Genomic DNA, 23,316 nt, shown 5'->3' with positions numbered 1-23,316 from the left:
GGCCAACACCTAGAATCAGCGTTTTCTGCTTCTACCGCCCTAATGAAAATTCTCCTGGTCAAGCTGTCCTCCCTCGGTGACGTGGTGCATACCCTGCCGGTGGTTCAGGACATCCGCGCCGCCTTGCCGGATGCGCAGATTGACTGGGTGGTGGAAAAAGCCTTTGCGCCGCTGCTGGCGCGCGCGGGCGGCCTGCACCGCGTGATCCCTTGTGAGATCCGGCGCTGGCGCAAGTCTTTCTGGACGGCCGCGACGCGGCAGGAATGGCGGGCCTTCAAGCGCGACCTGCAGCAGGACGCCTACGACGCCGTGATCGACCTGCAGGGGCTGACCAAGTCTGCCGTGGTGGCTCGGCTGGCCACACTGTCGCCGGGTGGCAAGCGTTACGCCCTGGCCAACCAGACGGACGGATCGGGTTACGAGGCACCCACACGCTGGGTGGCGGATGTGGCGATTGCGGTGGAGCCGCACATTCATGCGGTGCGGCGATCACGTGAGCTGGCCGCGCGCGCGCTAGGCTATAACTTCGGTGCCAAACCGGATTTCGGATTAAAAGTGCCCCCAGCCCAGGTGGGGTATGGGCCAGGCGCTCCTGAAACGATAGCAAAGAAGGCTGCCGGCGGCCGCATCGCGTTTGTGCACGGCACCTCGCGCGCCAACAAGGAATGGCCGCTCAGCCACTGGGTGACGCTGGGTCAGCGGCTGAACGCAGCCGGCTGCCAGGTGGCGTTGGCGCATGGCAATGCGAAAGAGCTGGCCACCAGCGAAGCGATTGCCGAGGCGCTGAATAGTGCCGCGCCATCGATGGCCGTCGTGTGGCCGCTGCTGCCGCTGGATGCGCTGACGCAAGAACTCGCCCAATGCGCCGGCGTGATAGGTGTGGACAGCGGCGTGAGCCACATCGCCGTGGCGCTCGATTTGCCGCATGTGCAGATCTACAACTTCGACACCGCCTGGCGCACCGGCCCCGAAGGCAGCGGTGCCGGCGGGCGGCAGGTCAGCGTGTTCGCGCAGCCCGCCCCGGGCGTCGATGCCGTCTGGCAAGCCTGGCTGGCCTGCAGCGGGAGGGCGGCATGAGCGCGTTTGCTTTCAAGCTGTATTCGCTGCTGATGTGGCTGGGCCAGCCGCTGCTGCGCCGCAAGCTGGCGCGGCGCGGCAAGCAGGAGCCGGGTTACCTCGAGGCGGTGGAAGAGCGCTTTGGCCGCTACACCCAGCCGGCTGAAACGGTTTCTGAACTGGTCTGGGTGCACGCCGTGTCGCTGGGCGAGACCCGCACGGCGGCCATCTTGCTGAAGGCGCTGCGTGCGCAGCACCCGGGCCTGCGCATTTTGCTGACGCACGGCACCGCCACCGGCCGCGCTGAGGGCGTGGCTTTGCTGCAGCCTGGCGACGTGCAGGTGTGGCAGCCCTGGGACAGCGCGGGCGCGGTGGCGCGCTTCTTTGATCACTTCAAGCCGCGTCTCGGCCTCCTGATGGAAACCGAAATCTGGCCCACGCTGGTCAGCACTGCCGAGGCGCGCGGCATGCCGCTGGTGCTCGTCAACGGGCGCCTGTCTGAAAAATCGCTGCAACAGGCGCTGAAGATGTCGCCGCTTTCGATGCCTGCCTACGCCGCCTTGTCGGCGGTGTATGCGCAGACGGACGACGACGCCCGGCGCTTTCGCCAGGCGGGCGCCGTGGTGGCGGGAGTGTTTGGCAATTTGAAATTCGACGCTGCCGCAGACGACGCCCAGCAGGAAAAAGGCAAGGTCTGGCGCCGCACGCTGGCGCAGCCGGTGCTGATGTTCGCCAGCTCGCGTGAGGGCGAAGAGGACATGTTTTTTAAGGAAATAAGTGCTGTAGCCCAATCAGAGCATGGACAAGACGCTATCAAAACAGTAGCGAATGCCGAAGGCACGGGAAGCCGCTTCAAGGTACTGCTGGTGCCGCGCCACCCGCAGCGCTTCAATGAGGTCGAGGCGCTGGCCCAGCAGCATGGCCTGCGCGTCTCGCGCCGCTCCGGCTGGGACGATGCCGCCGGCGGCCCCGCGGCCAGCGACGACGCGCAGCAGGCCGACGTGTGGCTCGGTGATTCGCTCGGCGAGATGGCGCTGTATTTCTCGATGAGCGACGTCGCCCTGCTGGGCGGCAGCTTTGCGCCACTGGGTGGGCAAAACCTGATCGAAGCTGCCGCCTGCGGCTGCCCGGTGGTGATGGGCCCCCACACCTTCAACTTCACCGAAGCGGCTGAGCTGGCGGTCGAAGAAGGCGCTGCCCGGCGTGTGGTCGACATGGAGCAGGGCGTGCGCGCCGCTAGAAAGCTGATGGACAGACCCGACGCACGCGCCCGGGCAGTGGCGGCTGGGCTGGCTTTTGCGGACCGTAACCGCGGAGCTACGGGGAAGACGGTGAGTGCCCTGGAGAATTTCCTCAAGGCGCCGGCCTGATCTTCAGGTCTACCTGACGAGTGCAGGTTTCCCGTTCAAGCACCTGTTACCCGTTGGGGTGAGGTCTCGAAGCCTGGTGGTGTGCCGGCCCTTCGATACCTCAGGGCGAACGGGTTGGGGTGTGGGCGCTACTTCTTTTGGTGGCAGGTGCAGTTGTTCCAGGCGTAAAGGCGCAAATGATGCGCCCAGTCCCGCAGCGTCGCCCAGGCGCCGCCGGTGGCGACTTCATACGGCGTAAGGCCGAACATGCCCAAGCTGATCGACGGCTCCACCGACACCACCGAATGCCAGGTGCGGCGGGGCACAAACAGGGCGTCGCCGGCTTCCACACGGGCATAAATGCCGTTGGCTTTTTCGAAGGAGGCGAGTTCCTTCGCTTGTTCGGGCAGGCGCGAGACGTTGATGTCGCTGAGCGTGGCGCCCCAGTCGTATTTTTTGGCGGGGCACATGTGCTGGCGCTGGTCGGGCGGGAAGAGGATGAACTCCTTGGTGCCTTTGAGCTGGCAAAACCAGTTGTGCGGAAAGTCGTTGTGCAGGCCGGTGACGGTGTTGGCCGGGCCCATGAAGACGTATTCCCAGGTCAGGCGCTGGCCGGGCCACAGGCTCTTGATCATCAGGTCCTTGCGCAGGTCGGGGAATGTTTCCAGGATGTCCCACTGCGCCAGGTACAGCGTGGTGGGCTTGAAGGACTGCATGTGCGCCCAGTTCAGGTGAAAGCGCTCGCCGGGTTGCTGGCGCAGCTGCTCCAGCCGTGCCTTGGGCAGCAGGCCTGCGGCGGGGTCGGGTGTGGCGAGCGATTGCTTGCTGAGTTCGCGCAGGTAAGGCGCCACCGGCAAAAAAGGCCGGCCCTTGGTCACGCCTTGCTCGACCAGGCCGTCGGTGAATTTCACCGGGGCTTCGGAGCCTTTGCTCTCGCAGACATTGGCGAGATGCTCGAATGACCACTTGCTGAAGGCCGGCCAATGCTTGACGCCGCCCTTGACGAGCACGGGCCGCTCAAAAGGCAATTGCCGCCCGGAGGCTTCCAGTTTTTCCCAAGTGGTTTCCTCGATGACCTGAAAGCTCGGGCCAGTGGGCACATTGCGCGGCGCGTCGGTCACCCGTTCGGCCTCGATCGGCAGCGGCAAGGGATTGTCTGTGGGCATCAACATGAAAATTGTGGCCCGATGCGGGGCCTTTGTTGGAGTGGTGGCCGGAGTTTACTTTGCCAGCAGCGCGTTGATTTTCTGCAGGTCTTCCGGCGTCAGCGTGCCGTTGGCCTGGCGCAGCTTGAGGTCGCCCAGCAGCACGTCGTAGCGTGCCTTGGCCAGGTCGCGCTTGGTCTGGAACAGCTGGCTTTGCGAGTTCAGCACGTCGATGTTGATGCGCACGCCGACCTGGTAGCCCAGCTTGTTGGCGTCCAGCGCGCTCTGGCTGGAAAGTTCTGCGGCTTCCAGCGCCTTGACCTGCCCCTGGCCCGACTGCACGCCGAAGTAGGCGGTGCGGGTGGCCTGGGCCACGGTGCGCCGTGCGCCTTCGAGGTCGCTCTGGGCCTTGTCGCGCAGCGAGAGCGTTTCGCGCACGCGGTTTTGCGTGGCAAAGCCGGCAAACAGCGGCACGTTGAGTACCACACCGACGGTGGTGGTGTTGGTGCGAAAGGCAAAGGGCGGAATGGTGGTGGCGGTGCCGGACGGGTTGCGTGTCACGTTGTAAGCGGCCTGCACGTCCACGGTGGGTTTGTGGCCGGCTTCGGCTTTTTTGACTTCCAGCTCCGCGATCTCCAGCCCGCTTTGCGCCAGGCGCACGTTGGGGTGCACCAGCTCTGACTGCTCCACCCAGGTGCTCACGTCGGCGGGCTCTATGGCCGGCAGGTTGACCGGCACCAGCAGCGGCCTGGGTTGCGCTTCGGTCCTGCCGACCAGCGTGTCCAGGGCGAGCTTCTTGACGCGCAGGTCGTTCTCGGCGGCGATTTCCTGGGCGATCACCAGGTCGTAGCGGGCCTGTGCTTCGCGTGTGTCCGTGATGGTGGAGGTGCCCACTTCAAAGTTGCGTTTGGCGGAGGCCAGTTGCTCGGCCACCGCGGCTTTTTGTGCGCGCACAAAAGCCAGGGTGTCCTGCGCGGCCAGCACGTCGAAGTAGGCCTGGCTGGTGCGCACGATCAAATCCTGATTGGCGGCCTCCAGCTGCGCCTTGGACTGATCGACCTGCTTGGCGGCCTGCTGATAAGTGGCCCAGTTGCCCGGGCGGTACAGCGGCTGCGAGAGATTCAGCGCGGCGTTTTGCGTGTTGAAGCTGCGGTCGGTCACGGGTGCGGTGTTTTCAAAACCCGTGCGCGTCACGCCCGCCGAAATGCCCGCCGTGGGCAAAATGCCGGCCTTGGCCTGGTCGGCCTTGGCCAGGTTGGCGTCGTACTGCAGCTTGGCCGACTGGTAGGCCGCATCGTAGGCGCGTGCCGACTCGTACAGGTCGACAAGACTCTGCGCGCCTGCCAGGGGCGCAGCGGCTGCCAGCACCATGGCGATCGCAATCGACAGAGGCAACATCACCGGGCGGGCCGGCAGTTTCTTGGGCGTGGTCATAAGAGTCCTGAAGAAATGAAGGGTCGGCTGAAAACTGGAAATCAAAACTTTTAAAAAACGGGGTGTCAGTAAAGCGGCACCGAGCGGTCGACCTGCTGCGACCAGGCGTCAATGCCGCCGTGCAGGTTGACGACTTCCGGGAACTCGCCGCTCTGGATCAAATAGTTGGCCACCTGCAGGCTGCGCATGCCGTGGTGGCACAGGCAGGCGATGGGCTGGCCGGCGCTGGCCTCTTGCAGCTCGGCCAGGCGTGCGGGGATCTCGCGCATCGGGATATGGACCAGCTTGAAGCCGTCTTCTTTCACCGAGGCGGTCTGCAGCTCCCAGGGCTCGCGCACATCCAGCACGACGGGCAGGGCATCCGCGCCGGCGCCGGCGTTGTCGCGCCAGGCCGCGAAGTCGATGGGGCTGAGTTGGGCAATCATGGTCGGCTTTCCTGCTGTGGCTTGGGCAAAGGTTTCAAGGCTTAAAAGCTGAAGGCCGAAGGCTCTGGGAAATTCAAAAGGCGCGGGGCGACGGTGTCCCAGGCCTGGGTGGTGCGCCAGGCGTCTTCGGCCACGCGGGTGATCAGGGTGGCGCGCATCACCGGCTCAAAACCCACGATGGCGCTCAGGCGGCCGCCGACCTTCAGCATCGCCAGCAGCGAGGCCGGTACTTCGGCCACCGAGCCGCTCAGCACGATCACATCGAAGGGGCCTTGCAGCGGGTCGTTGGCGGACACCGCCTTGGCCAGGTTGGCCGCGCCGTCGCCGGTGCGCACTTCGGCGTTGTAGAGGCCGGCTTTTTGCAGGTTGTCGCGTGCGGTCTGCGCCAGCGAGGGGTCGATCTCCAGCGTGATGATCTGTTGCGCGCGGTGCGCCAGCAGCGCGGCCATGTAGCCGGAGCCGGCGCCGATTTCGAGCACCTTTTCGTGCTTTTGCACGGCCAGCTCCTGCAGGATGCGGGCTTCGACCTTGGGCGCCAGCATGCACTGGCCCGGGCCGGCGCCCAGCGGGACTTCCATGTCGACAAAGGCCAGCGCCTTGTGGGCCGGCGGCACGAAATCTTCGCGCTTGACCACGGCGAGCAGGGAAAGGACCTGGTTGTCCAGCACTTCCCAGGGGCGGATTTGCTGCTCAATCATGTTGAAACGGGCTTGTTCGTAGTTCATGGCGGACCTGTGGGTTGGCGAAATAAAGGAAGAAACGGGGGTGAAGTGGGTGTTCACGAGATAAACCTTTGATTTTAGCGACCGTCCATGACCGGCGCGGGGTGGGCGCCAGCCCCTGTTTTGGGCCCGAATTTGCGCTTGAACCACTGGGCCAGGTCGTCCATGTAGCAATAGGTCACGGGCACCACCACCAGCGTCAGCAGCGACGAGGTGATGACGCCGCCGATCACAGCCTGGCCCATGGGGGCGCGCTGCTCGGATCCCTCCGTCAGGGCAAAAGCCAGCGGCACCATGCCGAAAATCATCGCCAGCGTGGTCATCAGGATGGGGCGCAGCCGGACTTTGGCGGCATACAGCAGGGCTTCGCCGCGCGCCATGCCCGGCACGCGGTTGCCGTCGACATCGACCTGGTCGGCGCGCATGCGGATGGCGAAATCGACCAGCAGGATGGCGTTTTTGGTGACCAGGCCCATCAGCATCACCACGCCGATGATGGAGAACATCGACAGCGTGGAGCGGAACAGCAGCAGCGCCAGCACCACGCCGATGAGCGTCAGCGGCAGCGAGGTCATCAGCGCCAGGGGCTGCAAAAAGCTCTTGAACTGGCTGGCCAGGATCATGTAAATGAACAAAATCGCCATCACCAGCGCCGACACGGCGTAGCCGAAGGACTCGGCCATGTTTTTGGTGGAGCCGCTGAACTGGTAGCGGTAGCCCGGCGGGAAGTTGAAGTCCTGCAGCGCGGCCTTGATGTCGTTGGAGACCTCGCCGGCCGAACGGTTGTAGACGTTGGCGTTGATGGCGACTTCACGCGCCATGTCGCGCCGGTTGATCTGGTTGGGCCCGGTCGACTCTTTCACCGTGGCCACCTGGTTGAGCCGCACGATGCGCGCCGAGCCGTCGGCGTTGCTGCCCATGGTGCTGCTCACAAAGGGCAGGCGTTCAAGGTCTTGCGGCGCGTTGCGTGCGCCGGGCGCCAGGCGCACGTTCACGTCATAGGTCTGGTCGTCAGGGGCGCGCCAGTTGCCCACCGTCTGCCCCGCCACCAGGGTGCGCAGCGATGCGGCGATCTGCGAGACCGACAGGCCCAGGTCGGACGCCGCGTCGCGCCGCACATCGACTTCAATCACCGGCTTGTCGGCCTTGACGCTGGAGTCCAGGTCCACCAGGCCGGGAATGCCGCGGATTTTGTCGTTGATGGAGCGGGTGAGGCGCTCCAGCTCTTTCAGGTCCGGCCCCTGCAGCGAGAACTCCACCTGTTTGTTGCCGCCCACGGCATCGAGCAGGCCGACGTGCGTCACCGTGATGCCCGGCACCTGCTTGAGGCGTTCGCGCAGCACGCCCGACATCTCGTCGACGCTGCGCGTGCGCGCCTTGCGGTCCACCATGCGCACGTAGATGCTGGCGTACATCTTGCCCTGGGCGTTGCCGGTGTTGAGGGTGGCCAGCGTGTACTTCACTTCCGGGAATTCGCGGATGATCGCCTCGACCTGGCGGGCCTTGGCCTCTGTGGTTTCGAGCGAGGAACCTACGGGCGTGTAGAAGTTCAGCGAGGTTTCGGAGAAGTCGGCCTTGGGCACAAACTCGGTGCCCAGCAGCGGCACCATGAAGAGGCTGGTGACAAAGATGACGACCGCCAATGCCAGCGTGGCCAGCTTGTGGCCCAGCGACCAGCGCAGGATGCCCTGGTAGCTGTCGCTCAGCGAATCGGTGGCGTGGTCAAACCAGCCGGTGACGCGGCCTATGGTTTTGTCGTAGAAGGTGACGGGCGCGCCGCGCTTGCCATGGTCTTCAATCGCCGGGTCGTGCCAGATGCTGGAGAGCATCGGGTCCAGCGTGAAGCTGACAAACATCGAGATCAGCACGGCGGCCACGATGGTCACGCCGAACTCGTGGAAGAACTTGCCGATGATGCCGCCCATGAAGCCGATGGGCAGGAACACCGCCACGATGGAAAAGGTGGTGGCCAGAACCGCCAGGCCGATTTCCTGCGTGCCGTCCAGCGAGGCCTGGTAGGGCGCTTTGCCCATCTGCACATGGCGCACGATGTTCTCGCGCACCACGATGGCGTCGTCGATCAGCAGGCCCACGCACAGCGACAGCGCCATCAGCGTGATCATGTTGATGGTGAAGCCGAAGAGGTTCATGAACAGGAAGGTGCCGATGATGGAGATCGGCAGCGTCAGCCCGGTGATGACGGTGGAGCGCCAGGAATTGAGGAACAGGAAGACGATCAGCACCGTCAGCAGCGCGCCTTCAATCAGCGTGCGGCGCACGTTCTCGACCGCCACGCGGATGGGCCGTGAGCCGTCGGTGATGAGCTCCAGCCGGGCGCCGGGCGGCAGCTGCGGCTGGATGTCCTTGATGGCCTGGTTGAGGCCGTCAACCACGGCAATGGTGTTTTCGTCTTGCGCTTTTTGCACCGACAGCAGCAGCGTGCGCTGGCCGTTGTAAAGCGCCAGGCTGTCGATTTCCTGCGCGCCGTCCGCGATGCGTGCGACCTGGTCCACGGTGATGGGCGCCGCGCCCTTGCGCGCCACGATGATCTTGCCGAAGTCTTCGGGCCGCTTCATGCGCGCGTCGATCTTGACGACACGCTCCTGCTGCAGCGAGCGGATGGCCCCTACCGGCAGGTCCTGGTTTTCATTGCGCACCGCGTTGACCACCTGGTCGGCCGTGATGCCCAGCGACTCCATGGCCTGCGGGTTCAGGTAGACATTGATCTCGCGTTTGGTGCCGCCCACCAGCGTGACGGAGCCGGCGCCGCGCACGTTTTCCAGGCGCTTTTTCAGCACCTGGTCGGCCCAGTTGGTCAGCTCGACGGCTGTCAGTGCGTTGCCGCCTTTGCTGGAATCCGGCAACACGGCAACGGACCAGATGGCGCGGCTGGCCGGGTCAAAGCGCAGCACGCGCGGTTCTTTCACCTCATCGCGAAAGCTGGGCCGGATGGCGGCGATTTTTTCGCGCACGTCTTCCGCGGCGCGGCGCCCGTCGATATAGAGCTGGAACTCCATGATGACGACGGACTGGCCTTCGTAGCTGCGCGAGGTCAGCGCGTTGATGCCGGCAATCGAGTTGACGCCTTCTTCAATTTTCTTGGTGACTTCGCTTTCAACGATCTCGGGCGAGGCGCCCGGGTATTCGGCGGTGATGACCACCACCGGGAAGTCGATGTTGGGAAACTGGTCGACCTGCATGCGCTGGTAAGAGAACAGGCCCAGCACCACGATGGCCAGCATGACCATGGTGGCGAACACGGGATTCCTGAGGCTGACCTGCGTGAACCACATGCGTCACTGGCCTTCAGGGTGCGGGTTTGGCGGCCGCGCTGGCTGCGGGGCCGGGGGCAGCGGCAGCAGGCGCCTGCTGCGTGAACCGCACCTTGGTGCCCTCGCGCAGCGCGCCGATTTCGCCGCGCACCACCAGGGCGCCGTCGGCCAGCCCCTTCACCGCGACGACTTCATCTCCGCCGGCGTTGCCGCGCGCGCCCAGCTCGACAGACTTGTGCACCACCACACCGTTTTCAACGGCCTGCAGGTAGGGCGTGGGTTTGTCGGTGCGCACGGCGCTGACGGGCACCGACAGCAGCGAAGCCTGCGCTGTGCCCAGCGTGCCTTGGGCGAACAAGCCCTGGCGCAAGGGTGGGGCGCTGCCTTCGCCCGTCGTTCCGCTAACACCCGGGTTGTCGATCGTGAGGTAAGCCAGCACGCTGCGGCTGCCGGCCTGCGCGCTGGGGTTGATGCGCGCCACGACGGCGTTCACCTGCTTGCGGCTGCCTTCAATTTTCAGGCTGGCGCTTTGGCCGACGCGCACGTCCATGGAGTCGCTGGCGCTCAGGGTGGCTTCCAGTTCCAGCCGGCTGAGGTCGACGATTTCCACAATCTTGGTGTCTATGCCAACGCGCTCGCCCGGCTGCGCCAGGCGCTGCGACACCTGGCCGGAGATCGGGGCTTTCAGGATGGTGTCGTCCACCGACTTGGCGGCAACATCGGTGGCGGCCAGCGCGGCTTTGTAGGTGGACTGCGCGGCGTTGAGGTTGGCCAGCGACGTGTCCAGCGCGGTTTTGGAAATAAAGCCCTGGTCGACCAGCGCCTTGTTGTTGTCGTACTGGCGCTGCACCACGTCGACCTGCGCCTTGGCGGACTCGGCCTGCTCCCTGGCCTGGCGCACGCGCGACTGGTATTCGGCCGCATCGATGCGCGCGATCACCTGGCCGGCCTTGACCACGTCGCCTTCGCGCACGGTGAGCCCCTGCAGTTCGCCGGCCACACGGGCCTTGATAAGGGCGGAGTTGACTGCCTTGAGCGAGCCCGACACCGGCAGGCCCTGGACGACCTCACGCACCTGGGCCTTGACGACGTCGGTGGCGGCCAGCTCGACCAGGCCCATGTCGGGCGCGGCGCTGCTGGCGGCCAGCGCCTGCTGCTGGGCCTTGCGTGCGGACAGCGCCCGCAGCACACCGCCCGCGATGAGCAGCACGATGACAAGGGCGACCGCCCACTTGACCCAGCGCTTCATGCGGCGGCTTTCCGGGTTGCAGGGGCTGTGGCCGCCGGGGCGGAAATGCCGCCCAGGATGGTTTGCACCTGGAAGTCGATGTACTTTTTCGGGTCCAGAGTGGTGTCGCTGCTGATACAAATGCCGGCGGTGTGCCGCGACAGGATCAGGAAGATCATGGGCGCGACCACAAGGTAGACGGCGTAGTCCAGGTCCATGGGGCCGAACTCGCCGCGGTCCACGCCGCGCTGCAGGATGTCGCGAATCAGGCCGTGGCCGGGCATGATGACTTCCTGTTGGTAGAAGGCGGCGATGTCGGGGAAGTTCTTGGCCTCGCTCATCATCAGCTTGGTCAGGCCCGAGGCGCGCGTCAGGCCCACCCGCTCCCACCAGCTGTGCATGCAGTAGGCCAGCAATTCGGGGGTGCTGCCTTCGAAGACGTCGAGCTCTGCGCGCCATTCGGTGAAGCGGCCGGAGATGTTTTCACGCACGACGGCCTTGAACAGCTCTTCCTTGCTCTGGAAGTAGAGAAAAAGCGTTCCTTTGGAGACGCCGGCGCGGGCGGCGACTTCTTCAGCCCGGGTGGCGGCAAAGCCTTTTTCGACGAACAGGTCGAGCGCGGCGTCCAGCAGCTCGCCGGGTCGTGCTTCCTTGCGCCGTTCGCGCTTGGCGGCGACGCCGGAGGTTTTGTCGCAAAAGAGTTTGGAAAGTGACATAGTTACTGACTGACTGGTTAGTAATATATCTGCTTACTTTGCGACCGTCAACACAAACCCCGTAGGCTACACCGCACCGGAGGGGCGCCGCAGCGTAAAAGGTAAACCCACGGTAAAGCCGGGCGCCCGGCGGCTGAAGTCAAACCACCATGAACCGGCGGAGCGCCAGCGCCAGACATTCCTTCAGCACCAGGCTCGAGGTCTGCAGACCGCCGGCGGAAGGCAGCCAGGCCAGAAAGCCGGAGGCCGGCAGCACATAGCCCATGGGTGCGGGCGTCACGGCGAGGCCGGCTTGCTCAAAGGCGGCGGCCGCGCGCGGCATGTGCCAGGCGTGGGTCACCAGCGCGATACGCTGAACGCCGCTTTGTTGCAGCAGCGGCGCCAGCAGGCGCGCATTGCCGGCGGTGTCGCGCGACTCGGCTTCGTTCCAGCGCAGCGTCATGCCGTAGTCCTGCTGTATCACGCGGGCGGCCACCTCGGCCTCCGACACCCTTTCTGCGCTGTTGGCCGCCCAGCTCACCCCGCCGCTGAAGGCCAGCGGCAGGCCCGACTGCCGCGCCAGCCAGGCGCCGTAGCGCAGCCGCGCGGCGGTGGCGCCATTGGGTTGGCTGCTGCCGTACTCGGGCGCCTCGGGCAGCACATCGCCGCCGAGGATAACGATGGCCTGCACCCGGCGCGCCTTGAGGCTGGCAACGTCGAGGGGGGCAAACTGGGGCAGAAGGTTGTGCGCCAGCCAGGCTGATGCGCCGTAGCTGCTGAACAGCGCCAGCAGCAGCACGGCGGTGGTGGCCAGCGTCAGCCCGGTTTTTTTGTGGTTGCGCCAGGCCAGTACCAGCCCCAGCAAGGCCAGCGCCAGCAGAGAAACCGGCGGCATGGCCAGGCTGGTCAAGATCGGTTTGAGTGCGCCAAGCTCCATCGGTTGCCCCTGCAAGTCCTGCTTGCTTTATCTGCTATTAAAAATATAGCTAATAGTCTAATGGCTACCTGGGCTAGGACCCGATTTGATCATCAAACCATCAATAGAACGCCTGCAGCCCGGTTTGCGCGCGGCCCAGGATGAGCGCGTGCACATCGTGCGTGCCTTCGTAGGTGTTGACGGTTTCCAGGTTGATCATGTGGCGGATGACGTGGTATTCGTCATGGATGCCGTTGCCGCCGTGCATGTCGCGCGCCAGGCGGGCGATGTCCAGCGCCTTGCCGCAGCTGTTGCGTTTGATCAGCGAAATCATCTCCGGCACCGACTTGTCTTCGTCCATCAGCCGGCCCACGCGCAGGCAGCCCTGCAGGCCCAGCGTGATTTCGGTTTGCATGTCGGCCAGCTTCTTCTGGATGAGCTGGTTTTGCGCCAGCGGGCGGCCGAACTGCTGGCGGTCCATGGTGTATTGGCGGGCGCGGAACCAGCAGTCTTCAGCCGCACCCAGCGCGCCCCAGGCGATGCCGTAACGTGCCTTGTTCAGGCAGCCGAAGGGGCCCTTCAGGCCGCTCACGTTGGGCAGCAAATTCGCTTCAGGCACAAACACGTCGTCCATCACGATCTCGCCGGTGATCGACGCGCGCAGGCTCATCTTGCCTTCGATCTTGGGGGCGGAAAGGCCCTTCATGCCTTTCTCGAGCACAAAGCCGCGGATGCTTTCCTGGCCGCCGACCTTGCCGTCGGGGTCTTCCAGCTTGGCCCAGACGATGAACACGTCGGCGATCGGGCTGTTGGTGATCCACATCTTGGCGCCCTTGACGATGAAGCCGCCGTCCACCGGCTTGGCGCGCGTCAGCATGCTGGCCGGGTCGGAGCCGTGGTTGGGCTCGGTCAGGCCGAAGCAGCCCACCCATTCGCCGGTGGCCAGTTTGGGCAGGTATTTTTGTTTTTGCGCTTCGCTGCCGTAGGCGTTGATGGGGTGCATGACCAGCGAGCTCTGCACGCTGATGGCGCTGCGGTAGCCGCTGTCGACGCGCTCGACTTCACGCGCCACCAGGCCGTAGCTCACGTAATTGAGGCCGGCGCAGCCGTAGCCTTCAATCGTGGAGCCGAGGAAACCCATGGCGCCCGCCTCATTCATGATCTCGCGGTCGAACTTCTCGTGGCGTGCGGCCATCAGTACGCGGGGCTGCAGCTTTTCCTGGCAAAAGGCGTGGGCGGCTTCGCTGATGGCGCGTTCGTCATCGCTCAGCTGGTCCATGAAGAAAAACGGGTCTTGCCAGTTGAATTGGGTTTTCATGCGGTGTCTCCTTGGGGCCGGGTTGCAGTGTAGGGGCGCGGGCCGGGGGCTGCGCTGCGCCATGTGGTGGCAGGATTGTTTGACAAGCATGAATAGTTGTCTAATATCAAATATCGATTCAACGATATAAAAAACATATTCATGGGGGTTTCATGGAATTCCGCCATCTTCGTTATTTCCTCGTCCTGGCTGAAGAGCTGCACTTCGGCCGGGCGGCCCGGCGCCTGTCGATTTCGCAGCCGCCGCTGTCGCTGAACATCCAGCAGCTTGAAGCGTCCGTCGGCGCCAGGCTGCTGACCCGCAACAGCAAGTCGGTGCAGCTCACCGCTGCGGGCCAGGCCTTTGTGCCGGCGGCGCGTGCCCTGCTGGAGCAAGCCGCCCGGGCGGCAGGCCATGCGCGCGACGTGGGGCAGGGCATGGCCGGCAGCCTGGCCATCGGCTTTTCGGGGACGATGCTGTACAGCGGCCTGCCGCACATCCTGGAGCGCTTTCAGGCCCAGCACCCGCTGCTGCGCCTCACATTAAAAGAGCTCAGCTCCAGCGAGCAGTTGATCGAGCTGGCGCACGACCGGCTGGACCTCGGCTTTGTGCACACCACACGCGTGCCGCCCGAGCTCTCGCAAATCCTCGTTTCCAGCCAGGCCTTTGTCTGCTGCCTGCCGGCGGGCCATGCGCTGGCGCGCAAGCGGTCACTCTCGCTGTCGGCCCTGCAGGGCGAGCCTTTTGCGGTGGTGTCGCGCGCGGTCTCGCCCGACTACCACGACCGCATCCTGGCGATCTGCACCGAAGCCGGCTTTTACCCGGAGATCCGTTACGAACTGCGGCATTGGCTGAGCGTGGTGTCGCTGGTGTCGCAAGGCATGGGCGTGGCGCTGGTGCCGGCGGCGCTGCGGCAGTCGGCCATGGCGGGCGCGGCATTTGTGCCGCTGGATGCCGGCACCACACCCTACGACACGCATTGCCTGTGGAAAACCGCGCGCGACCACCAGGCGCTGGACGCGTTTGTCGACGCGGTGCGGGCCATCGCGCCTTCACCGCCGAAGCCGGATTAAAGACCTTGCCGAAAGTATGTCCACTGCGCGGGCCGTAAAGCTGTCACCATGGGGCAGAACATAGTCTTCAAGGAGAACGGCATCAACCCGTATATCTGGTGTGTGGTGGGCGCCCTCCTCGGCGGGGCCGCCTGCCTGCTCGCGGGCACCCGCGAAAAAATCCTCATGATCGAAAACGTGGGCGTCGGCATGTTCGGCGCCTTTATCGGCGGCGACCTCGTCGCCTCTGTCCTCAGCGGCGGCAAGACCAGCGACACGGTTTTCAGCATGGGCTCCCTCGGCCTGGCGGTGGCCGGCGGCCTTGTGGCCCTGGCGTTGCTGCGGCTGATGCGCCGTGTGGTCGGCAAGCAGCACGTCACCAAAGGCCCGCGCCGCCGCGATTGAGCCGGCCTGCCGCAGGGGCAAGCAGCGCACGCAGGGCAGCCGCGCAGGCTGCGGCGTAAGATGACCGCTCGCTTTCCGACTAACGGTTTTCAAGCGGAGATTTCATGTCCTCATCCCAAACCATCACCCTCGGCGGCGGCTGCTTCTGGTGCACCGAAGCCGTTTACGTCAAGGTGCGCGGCGTCACCGACGTCGAGTCCGGCTACAGCAACGGCCAGGCCGCGCGGCCCAGCTATGAAGAGGTGTGCTCGGGCCGCACCGGCAGCAATGAAGTGGTCAAGCTCACCTACGACCCGGCCGAGATCACGCTCAAGGAAATCCTGGAGATTTTTTTCGTCATCCACGACCCGACCAGCCTGAACCGCCAGGGCAACGACGCCGGCACGCAATACCGCAGCGGCATCTATTACTCAACGCCCGAGCAAAAAGAAGTCATCGACGGCTTCATCCGCGACGTCAGCCAGGACAAGACCTTCGGCAAGCCCATCGTGACCGAGGTGCTGCCGCTGCAAAACTACTGGCCCGCCGAGGACTACCACCAGGACTACTTTGAGAACAACCCCAACCAGGGTTACTGCGCGTTTGTGGTCGGCCCCAAGGTCGATAAATTCCGCAAGACGTTTGCGTCGAGGGTGAAGGACTGATCTGCGGATTTGCTATCGATTTGATAGCTACTGGTGTATGCGGGAATTGGGCTGGAGCCCATTTTTATATAAAAAGGCCTTTCAGGGCCCTTTTTTGTTGCCCGCCTCAAGCCGGCCTCAAACCCGCCGCTGCGCGAAATAAAACCACTCCTGGCCGACTTCACCCCGCGGGTTGGGGAACACCACAAAGCCGTCGGCCGGCGCGGTGACGGCCTCGCCCCCGTGGCGCGTGCCGATGACCTCGCCGCGCTTGACGGCGTCAAAGCTGCGCCATTCGCGGCTGAAGGTGTCGCCCGCGTGACCCTTGTCCATCACGTCGACCAGCCGCAGGATCTCGCGTTCGGCCGGCTCCGGCGCCGGCGGCTGCGCGATCAGGCCCAGCAAGCCCAGCGTTTGCAAAATCGCGTGCCGCGCCACCTGCACCGCCTGCGGGTCGTCGTGCTGGCCGCATTCCAGCGTCACGCCGTAGCCGCCGCGAGAGCGCATGTATTCGGTCGTGCCAACACCGTAGTTCGGGTCGGTCACCAGCGTTTGCGCCCGGTCGCTCGCCGTTGAAGCGCTTGCAGCTTCCGCGCGCCGTTTCACGCCGCGCGAATAGGTGTCCAGCCAGCCTTCGACGATGCGGTGCGGCCCGGTGTGCAGCGCCAGCTGCATTTCCTCGACCGCATGGGCAAAGGGCTCCAGCGGGCCGTGGTTGTTTTGCGGGCCGATCATCACAAACGGCGCGCCGCCGGTGTGAAAGGAGTGCAGGTCCAGCAGAACATCATGCGCATCCAGCAGCGGGCACAACACATTGGCAATGCGGTCCTCAAAATCCTGCGGGATCGCACTGGGTGCCATGTTGCGGTTGAGATTGCGGTCCCCCATGCGCTGCTTGAGCTGGTAGGCCAGTGGATTGGTGATGGGTACAAACGTCACCGTGCCGCGCTCGATGCCGAGCTGGCCTTTGTCTATCTCTTCCAGCAGTTGGGCGATGGCCTGCGTGCCGCAGGTTTCGTTGCCGTGCACGGCGCCGGTGACGAGCAAACGCGGGCCGGGCGCCAGGCCGTGGAAGGTGTGGCTGCGCAGGTGGGTGGGGTGGTTTTGTGTCATGGGCAATGCGCCGGCGGTGGTTGTGGCGTTCATGGTTTGGTTATACAGCGATTCGCTAGAGGCCTGAAGCGGGTCTTTGCGTGCTGGCTTTTTTCGCAAAGCGGCGATCTTGACAGTGGCGCATGAGCCCCGTTCGTTCGCGGAAAATAAACCACTAACGCAATCTGGTTGCGGTATAGTGTTGCAACCCGGTTGCGTTATTACCGGCTCAGGAAGCTCACCTCCATGCCCGCAGTTTCGTCCTCCAGCAGTCGCAGTCGCAAGCGCAGCGCAAGCCATGTAGCCAGTGACGCCAAACTCGATCCGATCGACACGCTTTTATCCGCCCACGGCCTGCGCCGCACGGCGGCGGCGCGGCTGGTGTTGGGCTGGCTGCTGGCGCACCCTGACACCAGCTACACCCACGCGCAGTTGCAGGCGGCGCTGGCTGACGATGCCGAGCCGGCGCTGGACCGCGTCACGCTGTACCGCCTGATCGACCGGCTCACGCAGGTCGGTTTACTGCTGTGTCGGGTTGATGCCAACCGCGTGCGGCGCTACCAGGCCATGCCCAGCAGCGTGCATGCGATTCCGCATTTTGAATGCCAGAGCTGCCATCGCGACAGTCCGCTGTCGGGCGCGTTGTCAGGCAAGCGCTCGGGCGCGCTCAAGGCCAGCGCCAAAGACCTGGAGCGCGCCGCGCAAACCGCGCTGGAAGCCTTGAAGGCGCTGGGCTACCAGGGCATGAGCATGGACTTTGCGGTGCGCGGCGTATGTGCCGATTGCGCCACCGGCGCACCGGGCGCGGCTTCTTCATGATCAGCACGCGCCAGCTGGCTTACCGCTACGCCAACGGCCCCACGCTGCGCTTTGCGGACGTGGATGTGGCGCAGGGCGGCACGCTGCTGCTGCGCGGCGCATCGGGCTCGGGCAAGTCGACCTGGCTGGCGCTGGCCGCCGGTTTGCTGGCGCCGGCGGAAGGCGACATCACGGTGGCGGGACAGTCCATCAAGGCACTGGGCGCGCGTGCGGGCGATGCCTGGCGCGCGCAGGCCATCGGCTTTTTGCCGCAAAAACTGCATCTCAGTGCGGCGCTGACGGTGCATGGCAACCTGGCCATGGCGCAGTGGGCAGCCGGCCAGCCGGCCGATGAGGGCCGCATTGCCGAGGCGCTGGACGCGCTGGATGTGCGGGCGCTGGCAGGACGCAAACCTTCACAACTCTCCGGCGGGCAGGCGCAGCGCGTAGCGCTGGCGCGGGCGGTGCTGCTCAAGCCCCGCGTGATCCTGGCGGACGAGCCGACGGCCAGCCTGGATGACGATGCGGCGCGTGCCTCGCTCGGCCTGCTGCAAGCCGCGGCCAGCCGGGAGGGCGCCACGCTGGTGATTGCCACGCACGATGCGCGCGTGGCTGAGTTCTTTAAGGATAAAAAAGGCCTGCAGTCCATACAGATCATGGGTAGTTCGCTATGAAAACGATAGCATTTGCCTGGCGTTACCTGTGGTCGCGGCCTCTGGCGGCGGCGCTGAATTTATTGCTGCTCAGCCTCGGGCTGGCATCAATTACCTTCTTGCTGCTGGTCAGCCACCAGATCAGCCAGGCCTTTGAGCGCGACGTCGCCGGCATCGACGTGGTGGTGGGTGCCAAGGGCAGCCCGATGCAGCTGATTCTGTCGGGCGTGTTTCACCTCGACGCGCCGACGGGCAATGTGCCGCTGGCGGCGGTGAAGGCACTCGAGGCGAATCCGCAGGTGGCCAGGATCATCCCGATCAGCCTGGGCGACAGCTTTCGCGGCTACCGCATCGTGGGCACCACACCCGACTACATCAGCCACTACGACGCGCAACTGGCGCAGGGCACGCTGTGGGCCCGGCCCATGCAGGCGGTGGTCGGCGCGCAGGTGGCGCGGCAAACCGGTATCAAAGTGGGCGACAGCTTTGCCGGCACGCACGGCCTGGGTGGAAATGGTGGAGGCGGCGAAGAGCACAAGCTGAGCCCCTATGTGGTGTCGGGCATCCTGGCCGACAGCCACACCGTGCTCGACCGCCTGGTGCTGACGGCCACCGAGTCCGTCTGGCAGGTGCATGAGACCGACACCGCGCTGGACGACGACGACCGCAAGGTGCTGGAAGAAGACCGCGAAATCACGCTGGCGCTCATTCAATACAAATCGCCGCTGGCGGCGGTGACGTTTCCGCGCTACATCAACAGCAGCACCGAGATGCAGGCCGCCGCACCGGCGCTGGAGATCACACGCCTCCTGAGCATGGTGGGCGTGGGCACCGATGTGCTGCGCGCGCTGGCCGGGGTGTTGCTGCTGACGGCGGGCCTGAGTGTGTTTATCGCGCTGTGGGGCGCCGTGCGCGAGCGCCGGGCCGACCTGGCGCTGCTGCGCATGCTGGGCGCACCGCCCGCCAAGGTGGCCGGCCTGCTGTTGTGCGAGGCCTTGTGGCTGGCGTTGCTGGCGACCCTGCTGGGCGTGCTGGCCGGCCAGGGCCTGACGGCGCTGCTGGCCTGGGCGCTGCAGCTTGAAAAATCCGTGTTGATCGGTGCGCTGTCGTGGCCGGTCGAACTGGTGAGTGTGCCGGTACTGGCTTTCGGGGTGGCGCTGGCGTCTGCGCTGCTGCCCGCCTGGGAGGCCTACCGGGTCAGTGTGTTTGAACTTCTCCAATCAAGGTAATCCCGTTATGACAAGCCATCGTTCCGTCAAAAAATTCCTCACCGTCTCGCCCATCCTGGCCGCCTTTGCCGCCCTGGCGCTGAGCGCGACCTTTTCCCTGGCCCACGCGCAGCACACCGACAAGGAAACCAAGGAAGACGTCCAGCGCCACCGCGCCCTGGCCACCGCGCACGAAGGCGCGGCAAAATGCCTGGAGTCCGGCAAGAAAGAAGACGTCTGCATGAAGGAATTGCAGGCCGCTTGCAAAGGGCTGGCGGTCGGTAAATACTGCGGGATGAAACACGTCCACTGAGACGGCTGTCCCTTTCCTTTCGGAGCACCGCATGACATCTCTTCACGCACACATAGTCAATGTCAGTGGCCTGAAGCAGGCACTGGCCTGCGGCGCGTTGCTGGCGGTTGCCGGCCTGCAGGCGCAAACGCTGTCGTCACCGATTGCACCGGCGCCCGCTGGTGCAAAGCCGGGCGCTACCGCGCCGGGTTTTGATTTGCCGGTGGGGCAGGGTGCGGGTGTGCATGGCGCCAACAGCCCGTTTCCGCCGCTGGCGGCGCGTACGGACGTGGTGCCCTGGTCGGTGCTGACGGCGGTGAAAACCAAAACCGAAAAGAACCGCATTCTGCCGGTCTTCAACCTCGAGCAGATGGCGCTGAACCAGAAGACGCAGCGCATCCAGGGCTTCATGATGCCGCTGGACCCGGGCGAAAAGCAAAAGCATTTTTTGCTCTCGTCGGTGCCGCTGACCTGCGCCTTCTGCCTGCCCGGCGGGCCTGAAAGCATGGTCGAAGTCAAAACCAAAACGCCGGTGAAATACAGCATGGAGCCGGTGGTGGTGGAGGGGCGCTTCCTGGTGCTGAACGACGATTCTTACGGGCTGTATTACCGGATTACGGATGCCACCAGCGTCAAGTAAGCGGGGGCGCTCACAAAACCCTCCTGGCGTTGTTGCGCCGCCTTGCCGTGCTGTAGCACTGTCTGCGGCGACGCGCTTAGGAGCCTGGGCAGCGGCAAGCGGGGTCTGCGTTGAGCCTGAAAGGGGCGCAGGCAAGGCGCAAAGCGCAGCCGGGTTGATACCCGGCGAGCATTTGCAACGCCGCATGCGCCCCTTTCAGGCTCAACCCTTCGGGCCGGTGCGCTGTCAGGCCTATGCGGCGTTGCCAGATCGTTGTGTGGCTGACCACACGGCCTCACTGGCGCCTTGCCTAGCCCTGGCAGCGCGCCGGCGCAGGCCCCGCTTGCCGCTGCCCAGGCTCCTAACCAGGACCGCTTCGCTGGGTTTTGTGAGCGCCCCCAAGCGCGCCGGCTTTGCACTGGTCTGGCTGCTGGCAGCCGCGCTGCTGCTGGCGCAACTGCTGGGGCTGATGCATGGTGTGGTGCATGGGCCGCAGGCGCATCGGCATGACAAGGCGACGGTTGCGCACCTTGCGCAGGTTCATCACGACCACGATCACTTATCCACGGCAAACGATGAGCACGGCGACTGGCTGGCGTCGCTGTTTTCTTCCCACGGCGGCGATTCGGATTGCCGCCTTTTCGATCAAGCCAGCCAGGGCCACGCAGCCCCCGTTCTGCCCATGCTGAGTTTGCCGCTGGTGCTGTGCACGGTGGCATTCGATATCTCCCGCGGCGAAGCACTCGCCCGCTGGGCAGCGTTGTTTGACGCGCGCGGCCCGCCTTCCACTCGCTGATTTTTCCAAGGTTGCTACGCGCTGGCCAGCAGGCCGGGCGCAGCTTTGCTTTTGCCGATTTTTTCGGCTCCCCGATTCAGCGAGTCATCATGAAACCACCTTTTATCAGCCGCGCGCTTTGCGCTGCGGCAACGCTTTCCTGCGGCCTGGCCAATGCCCAGACCACCGCACCGGCACCCGCGCCCGCCCCCAGCCTGAAAGAAGTCACCGTCACCGGCAACCCGCTGGGCGCTACTGATTTGATAGCGCCTGCCGCACAGTATTCGGGGGCTGGACTGCTATTGCGCTCTAAAACCACGCTGGGTGAAACGCTGGACGGCGTGCCGGGCGTGAGCAGCACCTACTTTGGTCCCAACGCCAGCCGGCCCATCATCCGCGGCCTGGACGGCGACCGCATCCGCATTCTGGGCAACGGCGGCGCGACGCTCGATGCGTCCAGCCTGAGTTACGACCACGCCGTCACGAGCGACCCGATCAGCATCGAGCGCATCGAAGTCTTGCGCGGCCCCGGCGCTTTGCTGTACGGCGGCAGCGCGGTGGGCGGCGTGGTCAACGTGATCGACAACCGCATCCCGCGGGAGCCGCTGTTTGACGAGAAAGGCGGCATAGGCGGCAAGGTCGACCTGGGCCTGGCCACCGGCAACCGCGAGAGAAGCAGCGGCGTTCTGCTGGAAGGCGGCAACAAGCGCTACGCCCTGCACGTGGATGTGTTCAACCGCGAGACCGGCGACGTCAAAGTGCCCACCGACCTGGCCTGCAGCAAGGGCGGCGTCAATACGATCACCCACCGCATCTGCAATTCAGACAGCAAGGTGCGCGGCGGCTCGGCCGGCGGCTCGGTGTTTTTTGACCATGGCTACCTCGGCGCGTCCGTCAGCACGTATCGCAGCAATTACGGCACGGTGGCCGAAGACGACGTGACCATCGACATGAAGTCCAATCGCGCGGCGCTGGAAGGCGAAATGCGCAACCTGGGTGGTTTTATCCAGAGCGTGAAGGGCCAGTTGAGCCACACCGACTACCAGCACACCGAATTCGAAGGGCCCAACCCCGGCACGGTGTTCAAGAACAAGGGCAGCGACTTCCGGCTGGAGGCGCGCCATGCCCGCCTGGGCAATCTTGAAGGCGTGATCGGCTTCCTGGCCGAGAACAACAAATTTTCGGCCGACGGCGCCGAGGCGTTTGCGCCCTACAGCAAGACCTCGCAGAACGCGGTGTTTGCGTATGAGGAATACGCCACGAGCTGGGGCAAGCTGAGCTTTGGCGGGCGGCTGGAGTCGGTGAAGGTGGAGTCGCTGGGCAACCCGCTGGTGGCGCGCTTTGCGTCGTTGACGCGCGACTTCACGCCGCACAGCTATGCGTTGGGCGCCTTGTGGAATGCAGCGCCGGGCTGGCAAGTCACCAGCAACCTCGCCTACACCGAGCGCGCGCCTAAGGACTATGAACTCTTTGCGCAAGGCCCGCACGTGGCCACCAAGGCCTGGGAAACCGGCGACCCCACGCTGGGCAAGGAAAAGTCAACCAGCCTGGACATAGGCGCCAACTGGAAGTCCGGCGCCAACAGCTTCAGCGCGAATGCCTATGTGCACCGCTTCAAAAACTACATCGGCCTGCTGGCCACGGGCAACAGCTACGGCCAGGAAGACGGCGCGCTCAACCCGGCCGACCTGGACGGCGACGGCGTGGACGATGCCAACCCGGACAACAGCCTGTTGCCGGAGTTTGCGTACACCGGTGTGCGCGCCCGCTTTGTCGGGCTGGAGGCCAGCGGCAATGTGCGTTTGATCGAAGGCGCCTCCAGCCTGGACCTGGCCTTGCGGGGCGACCTGGTGCGCGCCACCAACCTGAGCAACGGCCAGCCGCTGCCACGCATTGCGCCGGCACGTTTGGGCGCCAGCCTGATCTGGGCCAGCGGGCCGTGGGGCAGCAGCATCGGCTTTGACCATTCAGTGGCGCAAAACCGCGTGGCAGCGGGGCAGCGCGCCACATCGGCCTATACGCTGTGGAACCTGGCGGCCACCTACCGCATGAAGGCGGGCGTGAGTCACATCCTCTGGTATGCCAAAGTCGACAACCTGACCAACCAGTTGGCCTACAGCGCGGCATCGGTGCTGACGACGACGGCGTTCCCGAAGGCGCCGCTGCCGGGGCGCAGCCTGAAGGTGGGCTTACAGCTCGCTTTTTAAGCGGGGCCACTACGTAAAACACGCAGGCTCGCCGGCCGCCCGCACGCTAAGAT

Annotated in this window: 22 protein-coding genes; 12 read left to right on the top strand and 10 right to left on the bottom strand. The window is 64.9% G+C overall.

Going from position 1 to position 23,316, the window contains the following annotated elements; translation table 11 throughout:
* Positions 1 to 42: 42 nt before the first annotated feature.
* Positions 43 to 1,077 carry a lipopolysaccharide heptosyltransferase I gene (gene waaC / locus DT070_RS00745; RefSeq protein ID WP_122953684.1) on the top strand — a complete coding sequence of 345 codons (1,035 nt, stop codon included), beginning with the start codon at positions 43 to 45 and terminating at the stop codon, positions 1,075 to 1,077.
* On the top strand, positions 1,074 to 2,426 hold the full coding sequence (locus tag DT070_RS00740; RefSeq protein ID WP_122953683.1) for a 3-deoxy-D-manno-octulosonic acid transferase: 1,353 nt from the start codon (positions 1,074 to 1,076) through the stop codon (positions 2,424 to 2,426). Before waaC ends, DT070_RS00740 begins: the two co-directional genes overlap by 4 nt.
* Before the next feature lie 128 nt (positions 2,427 to 2,554).
* Here DT070_RS00740 and DT070_RS00735 read toward each other — a convergent pair whose 3' ends face one another.
* The 9 genes from DT070_RS00735 to DT070_RS00695 all read right to left on the bottom strand — a co-directional run bounded on the left by DT070_RS00735 (position 2,555) and on the right by DT070_RS00695 (position 13,560).
* A complete protein-coding gene (locus DT070_RS00735) occupies positions 2,555 to 3,577 on the bottom strand; it encodes a cupin-like domain-containing protein (protein ID WP_122953682.1) in 1,023 nt (340 codons plus the stop codon).
* 48 nt (positions 3,578 to 3,625) lie between these two features.
* Positions 3,626 to 4,984, bottom strand: coding sequence for a TolC family outer membrane protein (locus DT070_RS00730; protein ID WP_194965976.1), 1,359 nt, complete (start codon positions 4,982 to 4,984; stop codon positions 3,626 to 3,628).
* Positions 4,985 to 5,049: 65 nt separating this feature from the next.
* Complete coding sequence (locus tag DT070_RS00725; RefSeq protein ID WP_122953681.1) at positions 5,050 to 5,409, bottom strand: rhodanese-like domain-containing protein; 360 nt, start codon at positions 5,407 to 5,409, stop codon at positions 5,050 to 5,052.
* Between the two features lie 41 nt (positions 5,410 to 5,450).
* On the bottom strand, positions 5,451 to 6,134 hold the full coding sequence (locus tag DT070_RS00720) for a protein-L-isoaspartate O-methyltransferase (protein WP_122953680.1): 684 nt from the start codon (positions 6,132 to 6,134) through the stop codon (positions 5,451 to 5,453).
* A 74-nt stretch (positions 6,135 to 6,208) separates the two neighbouring features.
* Positions 6,209 to 9,424 carry an efflux RND transporter permease subunit gene (locus DT070_RS00715; protein WP_122953679.1) on the bottom strand — a complete coding sequence of 1,072 codons (3,216 nt, stop codon included), beginning with the start codon at positions 9,422 to 9,424 and terminating at the stop codon, positions 6,209 to 6,211.
* 13 nt (positions 9,425 to 9,437) lie between these two features.
* On the bottom strand, positions 9,438 to 10,652 hold the full coding sequence (locus DT070_RS00710) for an efflux RND transporter periplasmic adaptor subunit (protein ID WP_122953678.1): 1,215 nt from the start codon (positions 10,650 to 10,652) through the stop codon (positions 9,438 to 9,440).
* Positions 10,649 to 11,347, bottom strand: coding sequence for a TetR/AcrR family transcriptional regulator (locus DT070_RS00705; RefSeq protein ID WP_122953677.1), 699 nt, complete (start codon positions 11,345 to 11,347; stop codon positions 10,649 to 10,651). Before DT070_RS00705 ends, DT070_RS00710 begins: the two co-directional genes overlap by 4 nt.
* Positions 11,348 to 11,486: 139 nt before the next feature.
* Positions 11,487 to 12,263 carry a YdcF family protein gene (locus DT070_RS00700; RefSeq protein ID WP_122953676.1) on the bottom strand — a complete coding sequence of 259 codons (777 nt, stop codon included), beginning with the start codon at positions 12,261 to 12,263 and terminating at the stop codon, positions 11,487 to 11,489.
* 100 nt (positions 12,264 to 12,363) lie between these two features.
* A complete protein-coding gene (locus tag DT070_RS00695; RefSeq protein ID WP_122953675.1) occupies positions 12,364 to 13,560 on the bottom strand; it encodes an acyl-CoA dehydrogenase in 1,197 nt (398 codons plus the stop codon).
* A gap of 152 nt (positions 13,561 to 13,712) precedes the next feature.
* Here DT070_RS00695 and DT070_RS00690 point away from each other — a divergent pair, with 152 nt between their 5' ends.
* The 3 genes from DT070_RS00690 (at position 13,713) to msrA (ending at position 15,640) form a co-directional block, all read left to right on the top strand.
* Complete coding sequence (locus DT070_RS00690) at positions 13,713 to 14,612, top strand: LysR substrate-binding domain-containing protein (RefSeq protein ID WP_122953674.1); 900 nt, start codon at positions 13,713 to 13,715, stop codon at positions 14,610 to 14,612.
* 48 nt (positions 14,613 to 14,660) lie between these two features.
* Positions 14,661 to 14,996, top strand: a complete 336-nt coding sequence (locus DT070_RS00685) for a hypothetical protein (RefSeq protein WP_228778617.1) — start codon at positions 14,661 to 14,663, stop codon at positions 14,994 to 14,996.
* 104 nt (positions 14,997 to 15,100) lie between these two features.
* Entirely contained in the window at positions 15,101 to 15,640 is a 540-nt protein-coding gene (gene msrA, locus DT070_RS00680) for a peptide-methionine (S)-S-oxide reductase MsrA (protein ID WP_122953673.1), read from the top strand.
* Between the two features lie 117 nt (positions 15,641 to 15,757).
* Here the strand turns inward: msrA and DT070_RS00675 are convergent, their stop codons facing one another.
* The gene (locus DT070_RS00675) at positions 15,758 to 16,732 is read right to left on the bottom strand and encodes a succinylglutamate desuccinylase/aspartoacylase family protein (protein ID WP_122957181.1); all 975 of its coding nucleotides are present in this window, start codon (positions 16,730 to 16,732) and stop codon (positions 15,758 to 15,760) included.
* Between the two features lie 225 nt (positions 16,733 to 16,957).
* On the opposite strand from DT070_RS00675, the gene DT070_RS00670 reads away from it, so the two are divergent.
* From DT070_RS00670 to DT070_RS00640, 7 genes are all read left to right on the top strand, one after another.
* Entirely contained in the window at positions 16,958 to 17,530 is a 573-nt protein-coding gene (locus tag DT070_RS00670; protein ID WP_228778618.1) for a Fur family transcriptional regulator, read from the top strand.
* Positions 17,527 to 18,183 (top strand): ABC transporter ATP-binding protein, encoded by a 657-nt coding sequence (locus tag DT070_RS00665; protein WP_122957179.1) that lies wholly within the window; start codon positions 17,527 to 17,529, stop codon positions 18,181 to 18,183. The genes DT070_RS00670 and DT070_RS00665 overlap by 4 nt, the downstream gene beginning before the upstream one ends.
* On the top strand, positions 18,180 to 19,391 hold the full coding sequence (locus DT070_RS00660) for an ABC transporter permease (RefSeq protein ID WP_122953672.1): 1,212 nt from the start codon (positions 18,180 to 18,182) through the stop codon (positions 19,389 to 19,391). Before DT070_RS00665 ends, DT070_RS00660 begins: the two co-directional genes overlap by 4 nt.
* A 7-nt stretch (positions 19,392 to 19,398) precedes the next feature.
* A complete protein-coding gene (locus tag DT070_RS00655) occupies positions 19,399 to 19,683 on the top strand; it encodes a hypothetical protein (protein ID WP_122953671.1) in 285 nt (94 codons plus the stop codon).
* A 31-nt stretch (positions 19,684 to 19,714) separates the two neighbouring features.
* Positions 19,715 to 20,302, top strand: a complete 588-nt coding sequence (locus DT070_RS00650) for a DUF3299 domain-containing protein (RefSeq protein ID WP_122953670.1) — start codon at positions 19,715 to 19,717, stop codon at positions 20,300 to 20,302.
* A gap of 367 nt (positions 20,303 to 20,669) precedes the next feature.
* Positions 20,670 to 21,077: a hypothetical protein gene (locus DT070_RS00645; RefSeq protein WP_164483693.1), complete on the top strand. Its 408-nt coding sequence runs from the start codon at positions 20,670 to 20,672 to the stop codon at positions 21,075 to 21,077.
* An 89-nt stretch (positions 21,078 to 21,166) separates the two neighbouring features.
* A complete protein-coding gene (locus DT070_RS00640) occupies positions 21,167 to 23,263 on the top strand; it encodes a TonB-dependent receptor (protein ID WP_122957177.1) in 2,097 nt (698 codons plus the stop codon).
* Positions 23,264 to 23,316 lie beyond the last annotated feature (53 nt).

Source organism: Polaromonas sp. SP1 (assembly GCF_003711205.1).
GTDB lineage: Bacteria > Pseudomonadota > Gammaproteobacteria > Burkholderiales > Burkholderiaceae_C > Polaromonas.
Note: the sequence above shows the minus strand (reverse complement) of the source record. Positions and strands in the feature narration are given on the sequence as shown.

What these genes read in the sequence shown, in the direction of transcription:
- DT070_RS00640 (WP_122957177.1), top strand. Translation starts at nt 21,167, where the DNA reads ATGAAACCACCTTTTATCAGCCGCGCGCTTTGCGCTGCGGCAACGCTT.
- DT070_RS00685 (WP_228778617.1), top strand. Translation starts at nt 14,661, where the DNA reads ATGGGGCAGAACATAGTCTTCAAGGAGAACGGCATCAACCCGTATATC.
- DT070_RS00700 (WP_122953676.1), bottom strand. Translation starts at nt 12,263, where the DNA reads ATGGAGCTTGGCGCACTCAAACCGATCTTGACCAGCCTGGCCATGCCG.
- DT070_RS00720 (WP_122953680.1), bottom strand. Translation starts at nt 6,134, where the DNA reads ATGAACTACGAACAAGCCCGTTTCAACATGATTGAGCAGCAAATCCGC.
- DT070_RS00655 (WP_122953671.1), top strand. Translation starts at nt 19,399, where the DNA reads ATGACAAGCCATCGTTCCGTCAAAAAATTCCTCACCGTCTCGCCCATC.
- msrA (WP_122953673.1), top strand. Translation starts at nt 15,101, where the DNA reads ATGTCCTCATCCCAAACCATCACCCTCGGCGGCGGCTGCTTCTGGTGC.
- waaC (WP_122953684.1), top strand. Translation starts at nt 43, where the DNA reads ATGAAAATTCTCCTGGTCAAGCTGTCCTCCCTCGGTGACGTGGTGCAT.
- DT070_RS00725 (WP_122953681.1), bottom strand. Translation starts at nt 5,409, where the DNA reads ATGATTGCCCAACTCAGCCCCATCGACTTCGCGGCCTGGCGCGACAAC.
- DT070_RS00675 (WP_122957181.1), bottom strand. Translation starts at nt 16,732, where the DNA reads ATGACACAAAACCACCCCACCCACCTGCGCAGCCACACCTTCCACGGC.
- DT070_RS00705 (WP_122953677.1), bottom strand. Translation starts at nt 11,347, where the DNA reads ATGTCACTTTCCAAACTCTTTTGCGACAAAACCTCCGGCGTCGCCGCC.
- DT070_RS00740 (WP_122953683.1), top strand. Translation starts at nt 1,074, where the DNA reads ATGAGCGCGTTTGCTTTCAAGCTGTATTCGCTGCTGATGTGGCTGGGC.
- DT070_RS00715 (WP_122953679.1), bottom strand. Translation starts at nt 9,424, where the DNA reads ATGTGGTTCACGCAGGTCAGCCTCAGGAATCCCGTGTTCGCCACCATG.
- DT070_RS00730 (WP_194965976.1), bottom strand. Translation starts at nt 4,984, where the DNA reads ATGACCACGCCCAAGAAACTGCCGGCCCGCCCGGTGATGTTGCCTCTG.
- DT070_RS00710 (WP_122953678.1), bottom strand. Translation starts at nt 10,652, where the DNA reads ATGAAGCGCTGGGTCAAGTGGGCGGTCGCCCTTGTCATCGTGCTGCTC.
- DT070_RS00660 (WP_122953672.1), top strand. Translation starts at nt 18,180, where the DNA reads ATGAAAACGATAGCATTTGCCTGGCGTTACCTGTGGTCGCGGCCTCTG.
- DT070_RS00690 (WP_122953674.1), top strand. Translation starts at nt 13,713, where the DNA reads ATGGAATTCCGCCATCTTCGTTATTTCCTCGTCCTGGCTGAAGAGCTG.
- DT070_RS00650 (WP_122953670.1), top strand. Translation starts at nt 19,715, where the DNA reads ATGACATCTCTTCACGCACACATAGTCAATGTCAGTGGCCTGAAGCAG.
- DT070_RS00695 (WP_122953675.1), bottom strand. Translation starts at nt 13,560, where the DNA reads ATGAAAACCCAATTCAACTGGCAAGACCCGTTTTTCTTCATGGACCAG.
- DT070_RS00670 (WP_228778618.1), top strand. Translation starts at nt 16,958, where the DNA reads ATGCCCGCAGTTTCGTCCTCCAGCAGTCGCAGTCGCAAGCGCAGCGCA.
- DT070_RS00665 (WP_122957179.1), top strand. Translation starts at nt 17,527, where the DNA reads ATGATCAGCACGCGCCAGCTGGCTTACCGCTACGCCAACGGCCCCACG.
- DT070_RS00735 (WP_122953682.1), bottom strand. Translation starts at nt 3,577, where the DNA reads ATGTTGATGCCCACAGACAATCCCTTGCCGCTGCCGATCGAGGCCGAA.